Consider the following 22,391-nt stretch of genomic DNA (forward strand, 5'->3'; position numbering starts at 1 on the left):
ACATGCCGCCACAACCGTTTTCGCATGGCGGAAACGATACCGACTAACGGCGCACCAGACGCCCGGCCCAGATCAACAGGCAGGCGCCGATGAAACCGGTGATCAGGTAGGCGGTCCAGCCGACGCCAAACACGCCGATGTTCAAGGCCCGCAGGATCGCGTTCAGCACCACTGCGCCGGCAATACCCAAAATGATGTTCATCAAGACGCCGGTATTGCTCTTCATGACCATTTCGGCAAACCAGCCCGCCAGGCCGCCGATGATGATGGCTGCGATCCAGCCCACGCCATTCACGTCCATATGCCCTCTCCTTGCTTGAGAAAAAACGCATCCGGAAACGAACTAACTTGCCGTCGAGCTCCTGCGGCTTTCGCACCTGAGTCTCGTGCGGCCAATCTATCATGCGTTCAACGCTCGGCCATAGGCGTCGAGTACGCTTTCCTTCATCATCTCCGACAGGGTCGGGTGCGGGAAGATCGTATGCATCAGTTCTTCCTCGGTCGTCTCGAGGTTCATCGCCACGACAAAACCCTGGATCAGCTCGGTCACTTCGGCGCCTACCATGTGGGCGCCAAGCAGTTGGCCGGTGTTCTTGTCAAAGATGGTCTTGATGAAGCCCTGGTCCTCGCCAAGCGCGATGGCCTTGCCATTGGCGGCGAACTGAAAGCGGCCGACCCTGACATCCTTGCCCTCGGCCTTGGCTTTCGCCTCCGTCAGGCCGACCGAAGCGACCTGCGGATTGCAATAGGTGCAGCCAGGGATCTTCAGCTTGTCGGTGGCGTGCACGCCGGGGAAATTGGCGATCTTCTCGACGCAGACAACGCCTTCATGCTCGGCCTTGTGGGCGAGCATCGGCGGCCCGGCGACATCGCCGATGGCATAAATGCCGGGCACATTGGTCTTGCCGTAGCCGTCGACGACGACGCAGCCGCGCTCCGTCTTTACGCCAAGCGTCTCCAGGCCGAGGCCTTCGATGTTGCCTTGCACACCGACGGCCGAGATCATGCGGTCGGCCGTGATCTTCTCCACCTTGCCGTCCTTCATCTCGACATGCGCAGTGATGGAGTTGGCACCCTTCTCGACCTTGGTCACCTTGGCTTCGAGGATGATCTTCATGCCTTGCTTCTCGAACTGCTTCTGGGCGAATTTCGAGACTTCGGCATCCTCTATAGGCATTACCGCCGGCAGCAGTTCGACGACGGTCACGTCGGCGCCCATGGTGCGGTAGAACGAGGCGAATTCGATGCCGATGGCGCCCGAACCCATCACCAGCAGCGACTTCGGCATTTCCTTGGGCACCATGGCCTCGAAATAGGTCCAGATCAGCTTGCCGTCCGGCTCGATGCCCGGCAGCGCCCGCGGCCGGGCGCCGGTCGCCAGTATGATGTGCTTGGCGGTGTAGGTGCCCTCGCCCTTGACGCCTTTCGGCACAGGCGGCTGCGGCTCCATCGGCTTCTTGGCCGTCTTGGAGACGACGATCTCGCCCGGTTTTGTCAGCTTGGCCTCGCCCCAGATGACGTCGACCTTGTTCTTCTTCATCAGGAAGGCGACGCCGCCATTGAGCCGCAGCGAAACCTTGCGCGAGCGGTCGACGACGGCCGACGTGTCGACGCTGACCTTGCCGTCGAGTTTCAGCCCATAGTCCTTCAGATGATCCGAATAATGCATGATCTCGGCCGAACGCAGCAACGCCTTGGTCGGAATGCAGCCCCAGTTCAGGCAGATGCCGCCAAGATGCTCGCGCTCGACGATCGCCGTCTTGAAACCGAGCTGCGCGGAACGTACCGCGGTGACATAGCCGCCGGGACCGGAGCCGATAATGATGACGTCGTAGTTCTCAGCCACGGTTTTCTCCTTCAATCACAATTCCAGCATGACGCGCACGAGCGGCGTCAACGCCTCGCCGATGTTTCGGGTATTTTCGGCATCGAGATGGACGCCGTCGAGCGGCGTGGTCTGGGCCACCGTGCCCGCATCGAAGAAGCCGCAGCCGGCCTCATCGGCAAGCGCGGAATATTGCGGCGCAAGCTGCTTGGAGGCATCGTCGCCGCCGGCAAACATCGCCTTGAACTCGGCATCTTCGGTGCGACTAACGAGAGGCGGTGAAACGATGAGGATCTGCGGCGGCGGCCAGTCGAACGGATAGTCGTGGCCGCGCACGATGTCGATCAGGCGCTGGATGCCTTGTTTGGCCGCAACGGGATTGCCGTGGATCCAGGGCTTCATGTCGTTGGCGCCGAGCATGATGACGATGAGGTCGATCGGCGCATGCGTGGTCAGCACCGTCGGCAGCGTTCTTGCGCCATTGCGGTCGGCGCCTGCCAGGTGATCGTCGAACGCCGTTGTGCGGCCATTCAGCCCCTCGGCAATGACATGCACGCCGTCACCTAGTCCGGTCTGCAGCACGCTTGGCCAGCGATCCTCGAGCGCATGACGGCCACCCTCGGCATTGTAGCCCCAGGTCAGCGAGTCGCCGTAGCAAAGAACCGTCTTCATCGTGCTCAACCCGCCCTTGCGAGGGTGTATTCTTCCTCGGCATTGGTGACGACGGCGAATTCCTGCGCCTCCAAGCCGCCGGCGAAGAAGCCGGTGAAGAATTTCCGCACCGCCTTGTTCTTCCTACACCAGCATGCCCATCGGGTTCTCGATCAGCTTCTTGAAGGCGACCAGCAGTTCAGCGCCGAGCGCGCCGTCTACCGCGCGGTGGTCGGTCGACAGCGTCACCGACATCACCGTGGCAATTTTGATCTCGCCGTTCTTGACCACCGCCCGCTCCTCGCCGGCGCCCACCGCCAGGATCGTCGCATGCGGCGGGTTGATGACGGCGGCAAAGTCCTTGATGCCGAACATGCCAAGGTTCGACACCGCCGTGGTGCCGCCCTGATACTCCTCCGGCTTCAGCTTGCGGCTGCGCGCGCGGCTGGCCAGGTCCTTCATCTCGTTGGAGATCACCGACAGCGTCTTTTCGTCCGCCTTGCGGATGATCGGCGTGATCAGGCCGCCGGGGATCGACACGGCGACGCCGACATCGGCATGCCTGTGCTTGACCATGGCGCTCTCGGTCCACGAGGCATTGGCATCCGGCACCGCCTTCAAGGCCATGGCCATCGCCTTGATCACCATGTCGTTGACCGAGAGCTTGTAGGCGGGCGCCTCGCCCTTGTCGGTCTTCTTTACCGGTGCGGCCGCATTGAGCTGCGTGCGCAGCGAAAGCAGCGCATCGAGTTCGCAGTCGAGCGTCAGGTAGAAATGCGGGATGGAGGTCTTGGCCTCGACCAGCCGGCGCGCAATGGTCTTGCGCATGTTGTCGTGCGGGACGAGTTCATAGGAGCCTTCCTCGAACAGCTTCAGCACCTGATCGTCCGACATCGCCTTTACCGGCACGGGAGCAGCGGCTGGCGCGCCGGCCGGACCTTTGGCAGCGGGTGCCGCCTTGGCGCCGCCGGCGATAGCGGCATCGACATCGGCCTTCACCACCCGGCCGTGCGGGCCGGTGCCGGTCACGGCAGACACATCGACGCCCGCCTCTTTGGCAATACGGCGCGCGAGCGGCGAAGCGAAGGTGCGCCCTTCCGAGGATTGGCGGAGTTCCCCCCGTGTGGGGGAGATGGCCGGCAGGCCGGAGGGGGGCGCCTCGCGCTGAGAGGACGGCGGGACAGCGCCCCCCTCTGTCGGCTTCGCCGACATCTCCCCCACTTGGGGGGAGATTGGCGCCTTCTCCGGCTTGGCCTCCGCTTTCGCCGGTGCGGCATCGCCATCGCTTTTCGCCGCGGCACTTGCGTCCTCACCCTCGGCGGCAAGCACGGCGATCAGCGCATTGACCTTGACACCTTCGGTGCCGGCGGGAACGACCAGTTTCGCCACCGTGCCTTCATCGACGGCTTCGACTTCCATCGTGGCCTTGTCGGTCTCGATCTCGGCAATGACATCGCCGGGCGAAACCTTGTCGCCCTCCTTCACGAGCCACTTCGACAGATTGCCCTCTTCCATGGTGGGCGAGAGGGCCGGCATGGTGATGTTGATTGGCATTGTGTCCTCCCGCCCGGTTCAGCGATATGAGACGGCTTTGACGGCCTCGATGACCTCGCCGACATTCGGCAAAGCCAGCTTTTCGAGATTGGCCGCATAGGGCATCGGCACGTCCTTGCCAGCAATGGTGATGACCGGCGCGTCGAGGAAATCGAAGGCTCGCTGCGATACCTGGTTGGCGATATGGTCGCCGACCGAGTTCTGCGGGAAGCCTTCTTCCACCACGACCAGCCGGTTGGTCTTCTTCACCGAGGCGATGATGGAGTCGAAGTCGAGCGGACGGATGGTCCTGAGATCGATGATCTCTGCGTCGATGCCCATGCCGCGCAGTTCCACTTCGGCCTTGACCGCATAGGTCATGCCAATGCCGAAGGAGACGATGGTGACGTCCTTGCCTGACTTATGGATGCGCGCCTTGCCGATCGGCAGCACGAAATCGTCCAGCTTCGGCACGTCGAAGGACTGGCCGTAGAGGATTTCGTTTTCGAGGAAGATGACCGGGTTCGGATCGCGGATCGCCGCCTTGAGCAGGCCCTTGGCGTCGGCGGCGGTATAAGGCATCACCACCTTCAGGCCCGGTATATGGCTGTACCAGGCGGCGTAGCATTGCGAATGCTGGGCGGCGACGCGAGCCGCAGCACCGTTCGGCCCGCGGAAGACGATCGGCGCGCCCATCTGGCCGCCGGACATATAGAGCGTCTTGGCGGCCGAGTTGATGATCTGGTCGATCGCCTGCATGGCGAAGTTGAAGGTCATGAACTCGACGATCGGCTTCAGGCCGGCCATCGCCGCGCCGACCCCGACGCCGGCAAAGCCGTGCTCGGTGATCGGCGTGTCGACGACGCGACGCGGCCCGAACTCCTGCAGCAGGCCTTGGGTGATCTTGTAGGCGCCCTGGTACTCGGCAACCTCCTCGCCCATGACGAAGACATCGCCGTCGCGGCGCATCTCCTCCGCCATGGCGTCGCGCAGTGCTTCGCGCACCGTGGTCGAGACCATCTCGGTGCCGGCAGGGATGTCAGGATCGGCGGCGACTTCCGTCTTCGGCGCGGCCGCCACAGGTGCCGCCGCCTCGCTCTTGGCCGTGGCGGGCGCCGGCGACGGCGCCGCTGCTTCAGCCTTGGCGGGCTCTTCACCGATGCCTTCGCCGGCCTTGTCGACGTCTTCGCCATCCACGGCCAGCACGGCGATCACCGCGTTGACCTTGACGCCTTCGGTGCCGGCGGGAACCACGATCTTGGCAAGCGTGCCCTCATCGACAGCTTCGACCTCCATCGTCGCCTTGTCGGTTTCTATCTCGGCGATGACGTCGCCGGCGGCGACCTTGTCGCCCTCGTTCTTCAACCACTTGGAAAGATTGCCCTCTTCCATGGTCGGCGAAAGGGCGGGCATGAGAATTTCGATCGGCATGTCCTTGCCCTCTCGTTACAATACGATGTCGGTCCAGAGCTCGGACGGATCCGGCTCGGCGTCGTGCTGGGCAAACTCGGCGGCATCGGCGACGACGTCGCGAACCTCCTTGTCGATGGTCTTCAATTCGTCTTCGCTTGCCCACTTCTTCTGGATCAGCCGCGCCTTGACCTGCTCGATCGGGTCATGCTCGGAGCGCATCTTCTGCACTTCTTCCTTGGAGCGGTATTTCGCCGGGTCGGACATCGAATGGCCGCGATAGCGATAGGTTTGCATTTCGAGGATCAGCGGCCCATTGCCGGCACGGCACCATTCGGTGGCGAGATCGCCGGCGGCTTTGACCGCACGCACGTCCATGCCGTCGACCTGGATGCCGGGAATCTTGAACGAGGCGCCGCGATTAGAAAAGTCGGTCTCAGCCGAGGAGCGCGATACCGAGGTACCCATGGCATAGCGGTTGTTCTCGATGATGTAGATCACCGGCAGCTTCCACAGCGAAGCCATGTTGAAGCTTTCGTAGACCTGGCCCTGGTTGGCGGCCCCGTCGCCGAAATAGGTCAGCGTGACATTGTTGTTGCCGCGATAGCGGTTGGCGAAGGCCAAGCCCGTGCCGAGCGAGACCTGGGCGCCGACGATGCCGTGACCGCCGTAGAAATGCTTTTCCTTGGAGAACATGTGCATGGAGCCGCCCTTGCCCTTCGACAGGCCGCCTCGGCGGCCGGTCAGTTCGGCCATGACGCCACGCGGCGACAGTTCCATCGCCAGCATATGACCGTGATCGCGGTAGGCGGTGATCATCTGGTCACCGTCGACCAGCGCCATCTTCATACCGGTGACGACCGCTTCCTGACCGATGTAGAGATGGCAGAAGCCGCCGATGAAGCCCATGCCGTAAAGCTGGCCGGCCTTTTCCTCGAAGCGACGAATAAGCAGCATGTGCCGGTAGGCGGCAAGCTCCTCGTCCTTGGTGAATTCCACTGGTTTGGGCGCGGAAAGGCCCGATTTGCCGTCGGATTTCGACTTGGCAGGCGCTTTCCTGGCTGCGGTTGCCATGCATCACTCCCTGTTGGCGTCTCTTCGCGGACATTTCGAGCAAGACGAAATCTGCTCGAGCAAGATGAAATCTGCTCAGGGGAGATCAGCTCTCCCCACTGATTTTGGGAAGGCTAACACGTGAGAACGTGTTCCGCCATGTCGAAATTGCATAGCTGGCATGCGACTAAGCAATTAGAATCATTGAAAATATTGGTGATTAACCTGATATTGGTTACTTTGCCGAGACCGGCAGCATGATGGTGATCTCGTCGGCCTGGGATAAATTCAGCGCCTTACGCGCCTGCTCGTCGAGCATGTCCTTCTCCAGCGTGCCGTCGTGCATCAGCTTGACGCGCCGTTCCAGCTCCATCCTGCGCGCCTTGATCGCATCGAGCTGGGCCTGCAGGGCAACGGTCTCGGCCTCCAGCTGGTATTTCGAATTGATGCCGAACTCGCCGTGATAGGCATGGAAGCCGAAATAGGCCAGGAACACCGCGCAGAGCGAGGGGATGATCAGCCGGCCGGTGTTTCTCTGTTTGTGCTGACGCGTCCACATCGTCCGTTCCCTCGCAGTCGCGAACTCAGGCGACCACGGTCTTTTTCGCTCCATTGTGCTTAACGGACGGTTACGGATGACGCGTCCACAGGCGCTCCAACGAAAAAGGGCGGGAATTCCCGCCCCTCACCGCCATCCCTGTGTCCGATGCTTCGGCTCAGCCCTTCAACATCGACTTGCCGGCGTAGCGCGCCTGCTTGCCGAGTTCTTCCTCGATGCGGATGAGCTGGTTGTATTTGGCCATGCGGTCGGAGCGTGACAGCGATCCGGTCTTGATCTGCCCGCAATTGGTGGCGACGGCGAGATCGGCGATGGTCGAATCCTCGGTCTCGCCCGAGCGATGCGACATGACGGCGGTGTAGCCGGCCTTGTGCGCAGTCTCGACGGCGTCGAGCGTCTCGGTCAGCGAGCCGATCTGGTTGACCTTGACCAGGATCGAATTGGCGACCCCCATGCGGATGCCGTCGCGCAGGCGCGCAGTGTTGGTGACGAAGAGATCATCGCCGACGAGCTGCGTCTTCTTGCCGATCAGGTCGGTCAGATATTTCCAGCCTTCCCAGTCATCCTCGGCAAGGCCGTCCTCGATCGAAATGATCGGATAATCGGCGGCGAGCTTGGCCAGGTATTTTGCCTGTCCCTTCGGGTCGCGTGTCTTCTTCTCGCCTTCATAGACGTAGTTGCCGTCCTTGAAGAATTCAGTCGCGGCGCAATCGAGGCCGAGCGCGATCTCCTCGCCCGGCTTGAAGCCGGCCTGCTCGATCGATTCCATGATGAAATCCAGCGCCACCGGCGCGCTCTTCAGGTTCGGGGCAAAGCCGCCTTCATCGCCGACATTGGTGTTGTGGCCGGCGTCCTTCAGCTTCTTCCTCAGCGTGTGGAACACCTCCGAACCCCAGCGCACGCCTTCACGCAGGGTCGGCGCACCGACGGGCAGGATCATGAATTCCTGGAAATCGATCGGGTTATCGGCATGGGCGCCGCCATTGATTATGTTCATCATCGGTACCGGCAGCAGATGCGCCTTGGTGCCGCCAACATAACGATAGAGCGGCAGGCCGGCGGCTTCGGCCGCGGCCTTAGCCACCGCCAGCGACACGCCAAGAATAGCGTTGGCGCCGAGCCGGCTCTTGTTGGGCGTGCCGTCGAGTTCGATCATGGTCTGGTCGATGTGTATCTGGTTTTCGGCTTCCATGCCGCCGATTGCCTCGAACAGTTCGCCATTGACCGCCTCGACGGCCCGCAGCACGCCCTTGCCGAGATAGCGGGCGCCGCCGTCGCGCAGTTCGACGGCTTCATGCGCGCCGGTCGAAGCTCCAGACGGCACGGCCGCGCGGCCCATCGAACCGTCTTCGAGCACGACATCGACCTCGACGGTCGGATTTCCACGGCTGTCCAGGATTTCACGCCCGACAATGTCGATGATGGCGGTCATTGCGATGTCCCCGATTGATCTGACGAAACGTCGCGCCCGTCTTAGCCAAAGCGGCGCAAAAGGCAATCGGGCCACCGGCAATTATTGCCGCCGGCGAGATTCACGAAGCGCGAATTCCTGTCATCATAAGTCATGCGCCATGGGGTGGCCGCCGGTCTATGATGGCGGTTGCGCGGGGCGAAACAGGAGGAGTTTCGCCATGTCCGAGTTGAGCGGTATCGTGAGTTTGTTCCTGATCGCGGCGGCGTTCCTGACGTCCTGCGACAACCAGCAGCCTCCACAGGGCGCGGTGCAACTGTCGACCCTCCGCAGCGCGGAGTAGGCACGGCAGGCGATCATGTAAAAGGCCCCCGGTGCGTTTGCGGGGGCCTTTTCACGTCAGGCTGGCCGGTCAGTGCCAGTAAGGCTCGACCTTGTAGTAATTGTAGGAGGCGTCACGTGCGGCCTCGCCATCGGCGCCCGTCAGTTCGTTGATCGAATAGGCGGGAGCGGCTTTCAGCTGGTCCTTGGAGAATGGCACGACATAGCCGCCCCGATCCTCATCGTAGTCCAAACTCGCCCATGGGATGGCGTGATATTTTTCACCCATGCCGAGAAAGCCGCCAAAACCGATCACAGCGAACATGATGCCGTTGGACAGCTTGTCGAGCATGACGTCCTCGATGCTGCCGATCTTCGTGCCTTCGGTATTATAGACGGATGTGCCGATAACCCGCGAAGCAGCGATAGCCTCTGTGTGTCCTGCCTGGGTTGTCATGATGTGCTCCTCATTGTCGTTGCTCTGGACTTTCACAATGAGGGGCGAGATCGAAGGTTCCCGACTTTTCCGCCGGTCTGTTCGAGTTTTTCCGCCTGTATGAAGGTGACTTCTCGCTGACGTGGCAGGCCGATGCTTTGCCCACCTCGGCGACAACCTTCAACTGCGCCGGGTCAGCGGGCCTTCGCCACCCGGTCGAACGCCATCAACCTTTCCAGAAGTGCCGGCATGTCCTTCAGCGGCACCATGTTCGGTCCGTCGGACGAGGTCGAATTATCCGGATCCTGGTGGGTCTCGATGAAGACGCCGGCAACGCCGACAGCGACAGCCGCGCGGGCCAAGGTTTCGACAAAGCGACGTTCGCCGCCGGAGGAACCGCCCTGCCCGCCCGGCTGCTGGACCGAATGCGTGGCATCGAAAATAACAGGCGCGCCGATGTCGGCCATAATGGGCAGGGCCCGCATGTCGGAGACAAGCGTGTTGTAGCCGAACGAGGCGCCGCGCTCGGTGGTCAAGACATTGGCGTTGCCGGAGCCGGTGATCTTGGCCACCACGTTCTTCATGTCCCAGGGCGCGAGGAACTGTCCCTTCTTGACGTTAATCACCTTGCCTGTCCTTGCGGCGGCAACCAGCATGTCGGTCTGACGCGACAGGAAGGCCGGGATCTGCAGCACGTCGACATGTGGCGCAACGATGGCGCACTGTTCCTCGGTGTGGACGTCGGTCAGAACCGGCAAGGAGAATTCCTTGCGCAACTCGTCGAAGACCGGGAGCGCCGCTTCCATACCGGCACCTCGCGTTGCCGACAGGGAGGTGCGGTTGGCTTTGTCGTAGCTGGTCTTGTAGACGAGGCCTATGCCCAACCTGCCTGTCAATTCCTTCAGCGCGCCGGCCATGTCGAAGGCATGCTGGCGTGATTCAAACTGGCAAGGGCCGGCGATCAGCGACAGCGGTGCTGCGTTGTCGAAGACGACATTGCCGACGGTTACCGATGAATTGGGCGCCAAGGCGTTGCTCATTGTATCTCCCGAAAGATGAAGGCCGCGCCCTGCCCGGATGCCGGCTGCACGACGATATCATTGCCCGACATATCGTATCTGATGGAATTGGCTGCAAGCAGACCTGCCGCGACAGCGGCACGCTGAACCGAAAAGACGACTGCCGCGAAGCGGAGTTGCGTCGGCTTACCGGCGGGCACGCCAAAGCGTGCCGTGAAAGAGGCCGGGTCGAGCACAGTCAAGATAGCGTTAGGTAGACGAAAAATGGAGGCGCGCGCGTCAGCCGTCGGATCGTTTGCTGCCACGGAAATCAGCCGGCGCTGCTCGGCGGGCTCGTCGCTGAGCGCCACGATCTCGACGATTCCCGTGGCACCGTTGGCGTGAGCCTGCAGCGCTGTGCGGTCCACTTCCGGCGCGTTGACGCGCTGGCAAGCGAACAGGAACGCATCGGTTGAACCCCCTGCCGACGCGAAGGCCAGTTTGAATGACGCCATATCGCTTTTGCCGGAGGCATCGGTGAAGGCGCGCGAAAAGCCCAGCATGTCCCCGCCCGACAGGCTCGCATCGACATAGCGTGCATGGTCCGCATCGGCGTCATGCGTGGCCAGGACCACGGCGGAAAAACCTTCATTGCCATTGCGGTCACGATAGAGCCGGTCGCGCGCGACGAAGACATTGCCCTGGCCGGCGGCCTTCATCGCGGCCTGGTCATCGCCGACAGCCAGCGGTTCCAGATAGGTGCCGTCCGCAAGGAAGACGCAGCAATTTTCCGTACCGAATGGATGGATGCCTGTCGGCGCGACGATGAAGCCGAGGGCCGTTAGCCGCGCCCGCGCCACTCCCAGGCTCGAGGTCGGCAGCACGAGATGGTCGAGCGGATGAGTGCCTGTGGGTAGTGTTTGGATCATGCCAGCGCGGTGTGCATCATTCCGCAAAAGGGTTCAAGAGTATCGGATCAGCTCCCCGCCACCACATCGGCGGAATAACGCAATTCACGCAATGGTTTGACCCTGCTGGTGGTCTGCGCATAGAGCGGATGCGCCTTGTAGGCGGCCAATGCGGCGGCATCCGTGAACTCGGCATAGACGACCACGTCGATTTCATCCGACAGCGGATCGACCTTGGTGTTCAGAGTCACCTCGAACAGGCTGGAATGGGGAATGCCGCCGAGCGCCAGCAGCCCAGAGCGCACTGCCTCCACATCCTCGTCACGCCGCGCGCTGAAGAAAACGATATGCCGGATCAACCCCGCCTCCTCGATCAAAAATCCGGGGTCTTTTGTGACGACGAAGCCGTAAGGTCAACCGTTCAGGGTGCCGCGCGTCCTTGCGACGCGCCCGGGATGCATGAGACCTGAACGGGAACTAGGCCTTGCCGGTGACGTAACGCACCACGTGAGAGACATTCCTCACCGTCATATCGAGGTACCGGCCCTGGTTGTAGAGACCGTCCCAGATCAGGAAAAACGCAACGGCGGCGATGACGATGACATAACGCATGGCTAATCTATCGCATAAGCCTGGCTGTGCTCATAGACGTTTCCGCCAGGCAAAGACGGGATCCGTGTCGACCCTCGTCCGGTATGTGAGCTCTCGGCACCTGGAACTGGCAAATCAATGCCGGTGCGCCTTCGATCTCGTCGCCGGGCGACTGGCCGGGCATGACCCCGAAACGGCCCGCGGCCCAATTGCGAGTGGCGATCAGAGAAGGATTCGGTATTTCGCGAATCCTGCCTCGCCTTCGCCCGCCGGCTCGATCTTCAACGACTTCGCTTCGGAGATGAAGTCCTTCGCCTTAGGCCCTGTCTCGAACACGACGCTGGTTCCGGGCAGCGGCGCGAACGACCAGTTGCCGTCCGCCGACGGGTTGATCGTGCCCTGCTTGACGATGTAGCGGACGATGACGTCGCGGTTGGTGTCGGGCGCTTCGTAGATGATCCTGGAAGCATCAATGTCAGGGAAATTGCCGCCGCCGCCGGCCCGGTAGTTGTTCGTCGCAACCACAAATTTCTGATTGGGATCGATCGGTTTGCCGTCGAACATCAAGCCGACGATTCGATTGGCGCCGGCATTGGCAAGCCCGCCCTTGGCATCGTATTTCGGCGGCTGGGACAGATCTATTTTGTAGGTGACGCCGTCGATAACGTCGAAATTGTAGGACGGAAATCCGGTGTTGATGAGCGACTGGTCCGCCTTGCCGGGTTCGATCCGGTTGAAGATGCCGGCCGACATTTCCAGCCATTCCTTGACCTGCGCCCCGGTGATCTCAACGGCCCGCACGGTGTTGGGATAAAGGTAGAGGTCGGCGACGTTCTTGATGGCGATGTCGCCTGCCGGCACATCGGTGTAGTAGTCGGCGCCGTTGCGCCCGCCGGCCTTGAAGGGAGCTGCCGCCGACAGCAGCGGCACGTCCTTCCACTGTGTGTTTTTCAGGATGTCCTGGAGGTACCAGGTCTGCGCCTGGTTGACGACCTGAACCGACGGATCGTCGGCGACCAGCGCGAAATAGGAATAGAGCGGCGCTGCGGTCTTGCCGACGGGACGACGCACATAGGCGAGCGTTGCCTGGTGGTCCTGCTCGAGCGCGGCGATGATGCGGTTGTCGTCCGCGACAGTCGGCTTGTTCTTGTTGTCGACACGCTCGAAGATCGGCCGCGCCTCCGAGGTGGCGGAAACGATCTTCCATTTCGATCCGTCGCGCTCCAGCATCAGGTCGATCAGGCCCATATGCGAGCCCCAGAAGCCGCCCATGACGGCGGGCTTGCCCTGCAGCGTGCCCTTTTGCGCATCGACGCCTTCGAGCGCCTGAAAATCCTTCTTGCCAGGGAATACCAGATGCTGGTGACCGGTGAACACCGCGTCGATGCCTTCAACGCCGGCGACAAAGAACGATGCGTTCTCCATCATATCGCCCTGCTTGATGTCGATGCCAGAATGCGAGAGGGCGATGATAATGTCGGCGCCCTCCTCCTTCATCTGCGGCACCCAGGCCTTGGCGGCCTCGACAATGTCGCGCGTTCTGACATTACCTTCGAGGTTCTTGAGATCCCAGACCATGATCTGCGGCGGCACGAAGCCGATGATGCCGATCCTGATCGGTTGCTCGGTGCCTGAACCGTCCTTGATCTTCTTGTCGAGGATGACGTAGGGCTTGAGGTAGAGCTTGTCGTCGCGCGGGTTCGCGGCAAGCTCGGTGCCGCGGATCAGGTTGGCGCAGACGAAGGGGAAATTGGCGCCGGCCAGAACCTTGTCCATGAAGGACAGGCCGTAGTTGAATTCGTGGTTGCCCAGCGTCGAGCACTCGTAGCCGAGCAGGTTCATGCCTTTCATGATCGGATGGAGGTCGCCGTCCTTCATGCCCTTTTCATAGGCGATGTAGTCGCCCATCGGATTGCCCTGCAAAAGGTCGCCATTGTCGATCAGCATCGAATTGACGGCTTGCTTGCGCACCGCGTCGATCAGGGAGGCCGTGCGCGACAGTCCCATCGTGTCATTCGCTTTGTCGGCGTAATAGTCGTAGGGCAGCACATTCACATGGATGTCGGTGGTCTCCATGATCCGGAGATGCGCCTGGTTGGCCTGGGCGCGGGCGGAGAAAGGGTGAAGCGCAATCAGCGCGCCGGTGGCGGCGGCGCCCGCGAGGAGACCGCGGCGGGAGACGGAATGGAGCAGCTGCGACATGTTTTCTCCTTCTTCGACGACACGAAAGACCCTGCCCCGGAGCGAACTTCGCGCTGAAACATATTCGAGTCCACTCAAGAAGTTGCGCGCGCCGGAGCTGTCAGTCGATCAGCAACAGATGACGCGCGGATGAACGGGCGCAGGCGCGGAAGATCAGCCCTTGTCGTCGTCGCCCTGCGTGATCAGGCGGGCGCTGCGTTGGCCCGTGACATAGATCCATAGCCAGTTCAGGGAAACCGCAAGCCGGTTGCGGAAACCGATCAGAAAATAGATGTGGGCGATGCCCCATAGCCACCAAGCCGGCCAGCCAGTTAGTTTGATCCAACCGAAATCGATCGCCGCCGCCCGTTTGCCGATCGTGGCCAGGTCACCGGCATGCTTGTAGTGGAACGGCCGTACGCTCGTGTCGCCGGCAAGCCTGGCCTCGATGGTCGCGGCAACATGGCGGCCCTCCTGCTTGGCGGAAGGCGCCACGCCGGGAACGGGCCGTCCATCGGGCCGCAGCACGAGGGCGGCGTCGCCGATGACGAAAATCTCGGGGCTGCCCGGCACGGTGAGATCGGGTTCAACCAGCACCCTTCCCGCGCGGTCCGCGGCGGCGCCCAGCCATTCGGCTGCCGGCGAGGCGGCAACGCCCGCCGCCCACAATATGGTCCTCGCCGGCAGATGCGTGTCGCCGAAGATCACGCCCTCGGCGTCGCAACGCGTGACCGCCCGGCCGAGCTCGATCGTCACGCCGAGCCGCTTCAGCGCCTTTTTGGCATAATCGGACAGTTTCGGCGCGAAATTGGCCAATATGCGGTCGCCAGCCTCGATCAGCACCACACGCGTCTCGCGCGTGTCGATGTTGCGGAATTCGCCGCGCAGCGTGTCGTGCGCCAGTTCGGCAATGGTGCCGGCGAGTTCGACACCGGTCGGACCGCCGCCGACGATCGCGATGGTCAGCAGCGCCTGGCGCCTGGCGGGATCGGTTTCCCGCTCGGCCTGCTCGAAGGCGAGCAGAATGCGCCGTCGAATGGTGGTGGCGTCCTCCAGCGTCTTCAGCCCCGGCGCGAACGGCTCCCATTCATCGTGGCCGAAATAGGCGTGTCGGGCACCGGTGGCGAGCACCAGCGTGTCATAGGCGACGGTGCTGCCGTCATCGAGCAGCACGCGTTTTCCGGTTCGGTCGATGCCGGTGACATTGGCGAGCAACGTCGTCACGTCCTTGCGCTTGCGCAGCAGGTGGCGGATCGGCCAGGCGACCTCCGAGGTCGCCAGCGCCGTCGTCGCGACCTGGTAGAGCAGCGGCTGGAAAAGATGATGATTGCGTTTGTCGATCATGGTGATGCGCACGGGCGCACCGGCGAGAGCGCGGGTGAATTCGAGGCCGCCGAACCCCGCCCCTACGACGACGACATGGTGATTGGCTTGATCCATCGCGTTCACCCTGACGAGCAATATCGCCTGCCTTTGATGTAGGAGCTTTTGTGCAATGCAGCAACACAAAGACCGTGCCCGAGACTCGTCGTTCCATGTCGTGAATGCACATGTCGCATCCCGCCGCCGGGTATAGCGTTATGGAAAACAGCGATGAGGTGAAGCATGGCCAACGATCACGGCGACCAGGGTCCCGCGCAATATTCCTCGCCGCCATGCTTCATGCACGAACTCGATCCTGCGTTTCACGCGCCGATATCCGATTGGACCGACGTCAGACGATGGCGCAAGGCCGAACGGGAACGCCTGATCGCGGCGCGTCTCGCGGTTTCCGCCGATGCGCGAACGGCGATGTCGCAGAGCATCGCCGGAGCCCTCGACGCGGTGATCGGCAATATCGCCGGCCGCATGATCAGCCTCTATTGGCCGTTTCGCGGCGAGCCGGACCTGCGGCCATGGATGGCCGCCATCAATGAACGAGGCGGGCGCACCGCGCTGCCCGTCGTCGTCGAAAAGGCACGGCCGCTGATCTTCCGGGCCTATGTTCCGGGCGACCGGCTGGAGAAGGGCGTGTGGAACATTCCAATTCCCGCCGAGGGCGAACCGGTCTTGCCCGACATCGTCATCTCGCCAATCGTCGGCATCGATCCCGGCAATTATCGGCTGGGCTACGGCGGCGGGTTCTATGACCGCACGCTGGCGGCGATGCCGTTCAAGCCGCTGGTCATCGGCGTCGGTTACGAATTGCAGCGCATCGCCACCATCTACCCGCAGCCGCACGATATCCCGATGGACCGGATCGTGACGGAGGCTGCCAAGGCGTAGATGGCTTAAGGCGGAGAAGGCCGATCGAATGATCAGGCCATTTCGGGCTTCAGTCCCATCGCCGTCCGGTCGACGATTTCGCGCAGGGCAAAAGACGAATTGATCTTCGTCACATGCGGCATCGCCGACAGCCACTCCTTGTGGATGCGTTCGTAGTCGGCGAGGTCCTTGGCCGCGATCCTGAGGATGTAGTCGTACTCGCCCGACATCAGGTGACAGGACAGCACGTTGGGGCAGCGCTTGATCGCAGCCTCGAAATCCGACAGCGTCTTCTCGAACTGGCCCGACAGCGATATGTGCACGATCGCCGTCATCTGGTGACCAAGTGCTGCATTGGAAAGCCGGGCATGATAGCCGCGGATGGTTCCGGATTTCTCCAGATTGTCGAGCCGGCGCGAACAGGCCGACTGCGACAGGCCGACCCTTTCCGCAAGGGCGGCGTTCGGTATCCGGCCATCCTTCTGCAATGTCTCCAGAATGGCGATATCAATCCTGTCGAGCGGCATTCTTCGTGATTCCTGCGAATTTTTGCGCATTTTACGCAACAATTATCGAATAGCGAGCCCTCCTGCAAGTGCATTCGCAAACACTTACGCAACGATTCGTGGTTGACTGCGTCAATACAGGGAACGAGCCCCGAAGGGCCGTGTCAGGAGAAAAGAAATGCGCGTCGGCTGCCCCCGGGAAATCAAGAATCATGAATATCGCGTCGGACTTACGCCCGGCTCGGTCCGCGAATATGTCGCCCACGGACATGAGGTGCTGGTCGAGACCGGAGCCGGCGCCGGCATCGGCGCCGACGACAATGCCTATCGCGCCGCCGGCGCCACCATCGCCAAGACAGCGGCCGATGTGTTCGCCAAGTCGGACATGATCGTCAAGGTCAAGGAGCCGCAGCCTAACGAATGGGCCCAGCTGCGCGATGGCCAGATCCTCTACACCTATCTTCACCTCGCTCCGGATCCAGAACAGACCAAGGGCCTGCTCGCTTCGGGCGTTACCGCCATCGCCTATGAAACCGTGACCGACGACCGTGGCGGCCTGCCGTTGCTGGCGCCGATGTCGGAAGTCGCCGGCCGCCTGTCGATCCAGGCCGGTGCCACGGCGCTGCAGAAGGCCAATGGCGGCCGCGGCGTGCTGCTCGGCGGCGTGCCCGGCGTGCTGCCCGGCAAGGTCACCGTGCTCGGCGGCGGCGTCGTCGGCCTGCACGCGGCCAGGATGGCGGCCGGCCTGGGGGCCGACGTCACCATCATCGACCGCTCGATCCCGCGCCTGCGCCAGCTCGACGATCTCTTTGCCGGCCGCGTCCACACCCGCTACTCGACCGTGGAGGCTCTGGAAGAAGAATGCTTTTCCGCCGACATCGTCGTCGGCGCCGTGCTGATCCCGGGTGCTGCGGCGCCGAAGCTGGTCTCGCGCGAAATGCTTTCGGGCATGAAGAAGGGGTCGGTGCTGGTCGACGTCGCCATCGACCAGGGCGGCTGCTTCGAGACTTCGCACGCGACCACGCATGCCGAGCCGACCTACGAGGTCGACGGCGTCATCCACTACTGCGTCGCCAACATGCCAGGCGCCGTGCCGGTCACCTCAGCACATGCACTCAACAACGCGACGCTGCACTATGGCCTTCAGCTCGCCGACAAGGGCCTGAAGGCGCTGGTCGACGACCATCATCTGCGCAATGGACTTAACGTCCACAGAGGCAAGATCACCAACCGTGCGGTCGCCGAAGCGCTCGGCTACGAACTGGTCGAACCGAAGGCGGTTCTCGCGGCCTGATTCTCCTGAGAGGATACCTGCCTCCCGTCAGCCCGCCGGTCATTCCGGCGGGTTTTTTCTTTCCGGATTGAGGGCTGTCAGGCCTGCACCAGGCTCGGGCCTGAAACGTGTGCCGTAACCTGCGTCTCGGCGCCAATTGCAGGTTTAACTGAGCCCTCCAGGCACATAGTCGAAGCCCGTCGGCTTGGCCGGCGGGCCTTTTTCTTTGCGCACAAGTTCCTGTGGGAGGTTCCGGCAAACAAAAAAGCGGAGCCAAGGCCCCGCTTCCTCGAGTCGAGATTTGCCGCCGGTTCATCCGCGGTCGACAAATCGATCGACGGCTACCCGTGTACCGCAATGGTATGACGGAAGTACGACAGCGCTCCGCTATCGCACCGCCACATGCGCCCGTCAGACGCGTTCGATCCGGCACTGGTAGCAATTGTTGCGCGCTGAGCGGACATGCACGTAGGCAATGTCGTCGCGTTCCAAGAGAGCCTCGGCGCGCGCGGGGATCGCATCGGTCGCAATGACGCCGCCGCTGCCATAGACGATGCGGTCATCCCTGCCGTAGCCGCGCACGATGTAATCCGGGCTTTCGAGAATTTCGGGAAGCGCCTGCGCATCGGCGGCGCGTTCGCATTCCTGCGCATGCAGGAAGATCGGTCCGGTCTCGGCGTAGGGCTGCAGCTCGGGGAATGGCCGGTAGGCCAGGATGAGATAGTCGTATCCTGCGGCGATATTCTTCAGGCAATGCCGGCATGGCATGCCGTCGCCGTCGGAAACCTTGCGCTCGGGCGTGTTTCCATAGGCATCGGGTCCGCCGCGCTGCAGCGCGCGTACATCTTGTGTCGGCAAGGCTTTGAACTGGATGGTCATGGCGAAAATCTCCGATGTCGTTGATCGGAAATTATGCGCTTCAGTCCCCGCCTCCCACCCGATTCCTGCCAAGCGTTGGTCTTGAGTTCGCTGTATCGAGCCTTGCCGGGCAATCGCCTGCTTAGTCGGCCATACTAGCCGACCAACATGTGACATCCGGGTAATTCGAGGACCGCTTATGGCCGCATGACGCTGGCCGAGCGCTCAGCGAAAGGCAGGGGGTGCACGGTCTCCTTCTTCTGCGCCACCGGCGCGAAGCCGAGCTTCTGGTAGAGCGGCAAGGCAGCAGGATGGTCGAGCGTGCAGGTCTGCACCGTCACCCGCTTCGGTCCATACGACCAAGCCGCGGCGATCGCCGATCCCAGGAACCAGCGGCCGATGCCTTGCCCGGTGGCGTGTTCCATCATGCCGAAATAGGCAAGCTCGACTTCATCAGGCAGATGCGGCTTGAGGTCGAAAAAACCGGCGGGCGCGCCATCAAGATAGAGCACCCTGATGTCGCGATCCTCGCGGTGGATGCCGGCCGATAGTTCGTCGTCATCCAGCCTCAGCACATTGACCCAGTGCCATTTACGCCCCACCCGATCCATCAGGTACCGATAGAAATGCAGCGGAATGTCCTTGGTTTTCAGGAGTGCGACCTGGCGGTTGTAGGGCAGGGGCGGCGACACGGCCGGTGGCGCATGCATCTCGAGGAACGTCACCGTGACTTCGATGTCCTTCAGCTCGCCGTTTTCCATCGTCATTCCTTGCCTGTCACGACTGGTGTGTCGGAGAGACCGCCCCATTCGGTCCATGAGCCGTCGTAAAGCCTGTTGTCGGTATGGCCAAGCGTTTCCAACGCAAGCGTGATCACCGCCGCCGTAACGCCGGAGCCGCAGGAGGTGACGACAGGCTTCGACAGATCGAGGCCGGCTTCCTCGACCACCTTGCGCAACCGCTCCTTCGGCAGAAGCACGCCGTTTTCCGACAGCGCCGAATAAGGCAAGTTGCGCGCGCCCGGCATATGGCCGGAACGGACGCCCGCGCGCGGTTCCGGCTCCGCGCCGGTGAAGCGCCCTGCCCCGCGCGCATCGGCGATCTGACTTTCCCGGGTTTCGACGATGCGGCGCATATCGGCAAGGCTGGCGACCCGGCCGGCGTCGAAATCGGCGTGGAACACGCTTGGCGCGATTTTTGTCGGTTCGGCCGTCACCGGCCGACCTGCCGCTTTCCAGCCATCGAAACCGCCGTCAAGGATATAGGTCTGGAAGACGCCCATCACCCGGAACATCCACCATGCTCGAGGTGCCGAGAAAAAGCCCGGGCCGTCATAGACGATGATCGTGTCATCTGCCGAAACGCCCATCGCGCCGACATACTGGGCAAAATGCTGCGGCGACGGCAGCGTATGCGGCAGCGCAGCGTCCGGATCCGAGACCGCATCCTGATCCAGGAAGCGGGCGCCCGGAATGTGTCCGGCATCATATTCGGCGCGCGCGTCGCGTTTTTGCGCCGGAAGGTACCAGGATGCATCGACAATCGTCAGGCCAGGCTGACCCAAACGCTCCTGCAACCAGTCCGCGTCGACGGTGAAAGGACTGTCTTCAGCCATTGTGGTTCTCCTGCCGCCATTGACCAGACGTTGCCTTGCCGCATGATCTTGTCGAAAACGTCGCAGCTTTCGAGATCATGTTTGGGGCATTGGGCCGAACCGGATGCGAAAGCGCCGGTTTTCACGCCCCTTCTTCTCGATCTTGCCGATATGGATTTCGCCGATCTCGCCGGTGCTTTTGACATGGGTGCCACCGCAGGGCTGGCTGTCCACCGAAGCGTTCTCGCCGATGCAGACCAGCCGGATTTTGCCGGTACCTAGCGGCGGACGGACATTTTTGGACTTCACCAGACCCGGATTGGCGGCCAGTTCCTCGTCGCTGATCAGCCTGGTAAAGATCGGATGATCGGCCCGCACCAGGCTCATCAGGCTAGCCGTCACCTCTTCCTTGCTGAAGCTGGCGTCAGGGATGTCGAAATCGACACGGCTGTCGTCTTCCGAAACCGCCGCGCCGGTGATTGGAAACGGGCAGACGACGGTGAGCAAATGGCAAGCGGCATGCATGCGCATTAAAAGGTGCCGCCGCTCCCAGTCGATAGCGAGCTTCAGGCGCTCGCCGACCGCAGGCGCGGCTTGTTCCGCCGCCGGCACGTGGATGATCTCGTCCTTCGTCTCCCCGGTGATGGTGGCGGCCAGGACGATGCGGCTGCCATCGGCGCGCTGGAGATAGCCGCTATCGCCTGGCTGCCCGCCCGAGGTGGCATAGAAGATGGTGCGGTCCAGAACGATGCCGCCGCGCTCGTTGACGGCGACAACCACGGCATCGGCCGTCCTGAGATAGACGTCGTCGCGAAACAGCGCTTCGGTCTTGTGCGCCATCACGCAACCTTTTCAAACGGCACGGAAATCTCTGATTTCTCTTCCATCCAGCCGGGCACCGGCAGCTTCTTTTCGCGCAGGAACTCGGGATTGAACAGCTTCGATTGGTAGCGTGTGCCGTAGTCGCAAAGAATGGTCACGATGGTATGGCCGGGGCCGAGTTCACGCGCCAGCCGGATCGCGCCCGCTATGTTGATGCCGGTCGAACCGCCGACGCAAAGGCCTTCCTCCTGGACCAGGTCGAAGACGATCGGCAACGCATCCTCATCACGAATCTGGAACGAGAAGTCGGGCGTGAATCCGTCGAGGTTGGCGGTGATGCGTCCCTGCCCGATGCCTTCGGTGATCGAACTGCCCTCGGATTTCAGCTCACCGCTGGTGTAGAAACTGTAGAGAGCGGCGCCCAGCGGATCGGCGAGAGCGATCTTGACGTCCCTGCTTTTCGCCTTCAGCCCGAAAGCGACGCCGGCCAGCGTCCCGCCCGAGCCGACCGCCGAGACGAAGCCGTCGACCTTGCCGCCGGTCTGGCTCCAGATCTCCTGCGCCGTGGTGCGGATATGCCCGTCGCGGTTGGCGACATTGTCGAACTGGTTGGCCCAGATAGCGCCGTTCGGCTCCGACCGCGCCATTTGCTCAGCCAGCCGCCCCGACAATTTCACGTAATTGTTGGGGTTCTTGTACGGCACGGCCGGAACCTCGATCAGCTCGGCGCCGAGCAGCTTGATCGTGTCCTTCTTCTCCTGGCTCTGCGTCTCGGGAATGACGATGACGGTGCGGTAGCCGAGCGCCTTGGCGACCAGCGTCAGCCCGATGCCGGTATTGCCGGCCGTGCCCTCGACAATGACGCCACCCGGCCTGAGCAGCCCACGCTCTTCGGCATCGCGGATGATGAACAGGCCGGCGCGGTCCTTGACCGACTGTCCTGGATTCATGAATTCGGCCTTGCCCAGAATCTCGCAGCCGGTTTCTTCCGAAGCCCTGTTGAGGCGGATCAATGGCGTGTTGCCGATAGCGTCGATCACGGAGCGGGGCATTCGGGAGTCCTTGTGTAGCTGCGGCGAAACCCTAGAAACCCGAAGCTTCGGTTTCAAGGCAAGAATTTGCCTGGTCCAGTCGCATTTTCCGTACTGCATTTTGCGCAGGCATCTCCCTGGTGCCGGGCGTATCCGCGCTGTTCATTTGCGGCCGCATCGAAAACC

24 protein-coding genes are annotated in these 22,391 nt (G+C 62.2%); 3 read left to right on the forward strand and 21 right to left on the reverse strand.

Features of this window, described 5'->3' with window-relative positions; translation table 11 throughout:
- Nucleotides 1-43: 43 nt before the first annotated feature.
- From LB551_RS03360 to eno, 8 genes are all read right to left on the reverse strand, one after another.
- On the reverse strand, nucleotides 44-301 hold the full coding sequence (locus tag LB551_RS03360; RefSeq protein WP_140498561.1) for a GlsB/YeaQ/YmgE family stress response membrane protein: 258 nt from the start codon (nucleotides 299-301) through the stop codon (nucleotides 44-46).
- Between the two features lie 99 nt (nucleotides 302-400).
- Nucleotides 401-1,846, reverse strand: a complete 1,446-nt coding sequence (gene lpdA / locus LB551_RS03365) for a dihydrolipoyl dehydrogenase (RefSeq protein WP_224624558.1) — start codon at nucleotides 1,844-1,846, stop codon at nucleotides 401-403.
- A 15-nt stretch (nucleotides 1,847-1,861) separates the two neighbouring features.
- Nucleotides 1,862-2,497, reverse strand: coding sequence for an SGNH/GDSL hydrolase family protein (locus LB551_RS03370; protein WP_140548593.1), 636 nt, complete (start codon nucleotides 2,495-2,497; stop codon nucleotides 1,862-1,864).
- A 123-nt stretch (nucleotides 2,498-2,620) separates the two neighbouring features.
- Nucleotides 2,621-4,030 (reverse strand): pyruvate dehydrogenase complex dihydrolipoamide acetyltransferase, encoded by a 1,410-nt coding sequence (locus tag LB551_RS03375; RefSeq protein ID WP_224658217.1) that lies wholly within the window; start codon nucleotides 4,028-4,030, stop codon nucleotides 2,621-2,623.
- 18 nt (nucleotides 4,031-4,048) lie between these two features.
- Nucleotides 4,049-5,440: a pyruvate dehydrogenase complex E1 component subunit beta gene (locus tag LB551_RS03380; RefSeq protein ID WP_224658218.1), complete on the reverse strand. Its 1,392-nt coding sequence runs from the start codon at nucleotides 5,438-5,440 to the stop codon at nucleotides 4,049-4,051.
- A gap of 15 nt (nucleotides 5,441-5,455) precedes the next feature.
- Nucleotides 5,456-6,493: a pyruvate dehydrogenase (acetyl-transferring) E1 component subunit alpha gene (gene pdhA / locus LB551_RS03385; RefSeq protein WP_140548599.1), complete on the reverse strand. Its 1,038-nt coding sequence runs from the start codon at nucleotides 6,491-6,493 to the stop codon at nucleotides 5,456-5,458.
- A 214-nt stretch (nucleotides 6,494-6,707) separates the two neighbouring features.
- The gene (locus tag LB551_RS03390; protein WP_140501344.1) at nucleotides 6,708-7,031 is read right to left on the reverse strand and encodes an FtsB family cell division protein; all 324 of its coding nucleotides are present in this window, start codon (nucleotides 7,029-7,031) and stop codon (nucleotides 6,708-6,710) included.
- A 157-nt stretch (nucleotides 7,032-7,188) separates the two neighbouring features.
- Complete coding sequence (eno, locus tag LB551_RS03395) at nucleotides 7,189-8,463, reverse strand: phosphopyruvate hydratase (protein WP_224658219.1); 1,275 nt, start codon at nucleotides 8,461-8,463, stop codon at nucleotides 7,189-7,191.
- Nucleotides 8,464-8,662: 199 nt separating this feature from the next.
- Between eno and LB551_RS29890 the strand changes: the two genes are divergently transcribed.
- Nucleotides 8,663-8,785 carry a hypothetical protein gene (locus tag LB551_RS29890; RefSeq protein ID WP_263483006.1) on the forward strand — a complete coding sequence of 41 codons (123 nt, stop codon included), beginning with the start codon at nucleotides 8,663-8,665 and terminating at the stop codon, nucleotides 8,783-8,785.
- Between the two features lie 69 nt (nucleotides 8,786-8,854).
- Here the strand turns inward: LB551_RS29890 and LB551_RS03400 are convergent, their stop codons facing one another.
- The 7 genes from LB551_RS03400 to LB551_RS03425 form a co-directional block, all read right to left on the reverse strand.
- Nucleotides 8,855-9,220: a PRC-barrel domain-containing protein gene (locus LB551_RS03400; protein WP_140501340.1), complete on the reverse strand. Its 366-nt coding sequence runs from the start codon at nucleotides 9,218-9,220 to the stop codon at nucleotides 8,855-8,857.
- Nucleotides 9,221-9,393: 173 nt separating this feature from the next.
- Nucleotides 9,394-10,239 carry a 3-deoxy-8-phosphooctulonate synthase gene (gene kdsA, locus LB551_RS03405; protein ID WP_140557261.1) on the reverse strand — a complete coding sequence of 282 codons (846 nt, stop codon included), beginning with the start codon at nucleotides 10,237-10,239 and terminating at the stop codon, nucleotides 9,394-9,396.
- Complete coding sequence (locus tag LB551_RS03410) at nucleotides 10,236-11,126, reverse strand: VOC family protein (protein WP_224658220.1); 891 nt, start codon at nucleotides 11,124-11,126, stop codon at nucleotides 10,236-10,238. The genes kdsA and LB551_RS03410 overlap by 4 nt, the downstream gene beginning before the upstream one ends.
- A 47-nt stretch (nucleotides 11,127-11,173) precedes the next feature.
- A complete protein-coding gene (locus LB551_RS03415; protein ID WP_140548605.1) occupies nucleotides 11,174-11,464 on the reverse strand; it encodes a Dabb family protein in 291 nt (96 codons plus the stop codon).
- Between the two features lie 118 nt (nucleotides 11,465-11,582).
- The gene (locus tag LB551_RS29895) at nucleotides 11,583-11,717 is read right to left on the reverse strand and encodes a hypothetical protein (RefSeq protein ID WP_263486323.1); all 135 of its coding nucleotides are present in this window, start codon (nucleotides 11,715-11,717) and stop codon (nucleotides 11,583-11,585) included.
- Nucleotides 11,718-11,918: 201 nt separating this feature from the next.
- A complete protein-coding gene (locus LB551_RS03420; RefSeq protein ID WP_224658221.1) occupies nucleotides 11,919-13,898 on the reverse strand; it encodes a bifunctional 2',3'-cyclic-nucleotide 2'-phosphodiesterase/3'-nucleotidase in 1,980 nt (659 codons plus the stop codon).
- Between the two features lie 153 nt (nucleotides 13,899-14,051).
- Entirely contained in the window at nucleotides 14,052-15,317 is a 1,266-nt protein-coding gene (locus LB551_RS03425; RefSeq protein WP_224658222.1) for an NAD(P)/FAD-dependent oxidoreductase, read from the reverse strand.
- Between the two features lie 165 nt (nucleotides 15,318-15,482).
- On the opposite strand from LB551_RS03425, the gene LB551_RS03430 reads away from it, so the two are divergent.
- On the forward strand, nucleotides 15,483-16,142 hold the full coding sequence (locus tag LB551_RS03430; protein WP_224658223.1) for a 5-formyltetrahydrofolate cyclo-ligase: 660 nt from the start codon (nucleotides 15,483-15,485) through the stop codon (nucleotides 16,140-16,142).
- Nucleotides 16,143-16,174: 32 nt separating this feature from the next.
- Here the strand turns inward: LB551_RS03430 and LB551_RS03435 are convergent, their stop codons facing one another.
- Complete coding sequence (locus tag LB551_RS03435) at nucleotides 16,175-16,648, reverse strand: Lrp/AsnC family transcriptional regulator (protein ID WP_224658224.1); 474 nt, start codon at nucleotides 16,646-16,648, stop codon at nucleotides 16,175-16,177.
- A 157-nt stretch (nucleotides 16,649-16,805) separates the two neighbouring features.
- Between LB551_RS03435 and ald the strand changes: the two genes are divergently transcribed.
- Nucleotides 16,806-17,921 (forward strand): alanine dehydrogenase, encoded by a 1,116-nt coding sequence (ald, locus tag LB551_RS03440; RefSeq protein ID WP_140501325.1) that lies wholly within the window; start codon nucleotides 16,806-16,808, stop codon nucleotides 17,919-17,921.
- Between the two features lie 390 nt (nucleotides 17,922-18,311).
- Here the strand turns inward: ald and LB551_RS03445 are convergent, their stop codons facing one another.
- The 5 genes from LB551_RS03445 to LB551_RS03465 all read right to left on the reverse strand — a co-directional run bounded on the left by LB551_RS03445 (nucleotide 18,312) and on the right by LB551_RS03465 (nucleotide 22,226).
- Nucleotides 18,312-18,779, reverse strand: coding sequence for a DUF1203 domain-containing protein (locus LB551_RS03445; RefSeq protein WP_224658225.1), 468 nt, complete (start codon nucleotides 18,777-18,779; stop codon nucleotides 18,312-18,314).
- A 176-nt stretch (nucleotides 18,780-18,955) separates the two neighbouring features.
- On the reverse strand, nucleotides 18,956-19,519 hold the full coding sequence (locus LB551_RS03450; protein WP_224658226.1) for a GNAT family N-acetyltransferase: 564 nt from the start codon (nucleotides 19,517-19,519) through the stop codon (nucleotides 18,956-18,958).
- Between the two features lie 2 nt (nucleotides 19,520-19,521).
- Complete coding sequence (sseA, locus tag LB551_RS03455) at nucleotides 19,522-20,373, reverse strand: 3-mercaptopyruvate sulfurtransferase (protein WP_140548617.1); 852 nt, start codon at nucleotides 20,371-20,373, stop codon at nucleotides 19,522-19,524.
- Nucleotides 20,374-20,448: 75 nt separating this feature from the next.
- Entirely contained in the window at nucleotides 20,449-21,192 is a 744-nt protein-coding gene (locus LB551_RS03460; protein ID WP_224658227.1) for an alanyl-tRNA editing protein, read from the reverse strand.
- Nucleotides 21,192-22,226 carry a cysteine synthase A gene (locus LB551_RS03465; protein ID WP_224658228.1) on the reverse strand — a complete coding sequence of 345 codons (1,035 nt, stop codon included), beginning with the start codon at nucleotides 22,224-22,226 and terminating at the stop codon, nucleotides 21,192-21,194. The genes LB551_RS03460 and LB551_RS03465 overlap by 1 nt, the downstream gene beginning before the upstream one ends.
- Between the last annotated feature and the right edge of the window lie 165 nt (nucleotides 22,227-22,391).

Source organism: Mesorhizobium sp. BR1-1-2, assembly GCF_020165435.1.
GTDB lineage: Bacteria > Pseudomonadota > Alphaproteobacteria > Rhizobiales > Rhizobiaceae > Mesorhizobium.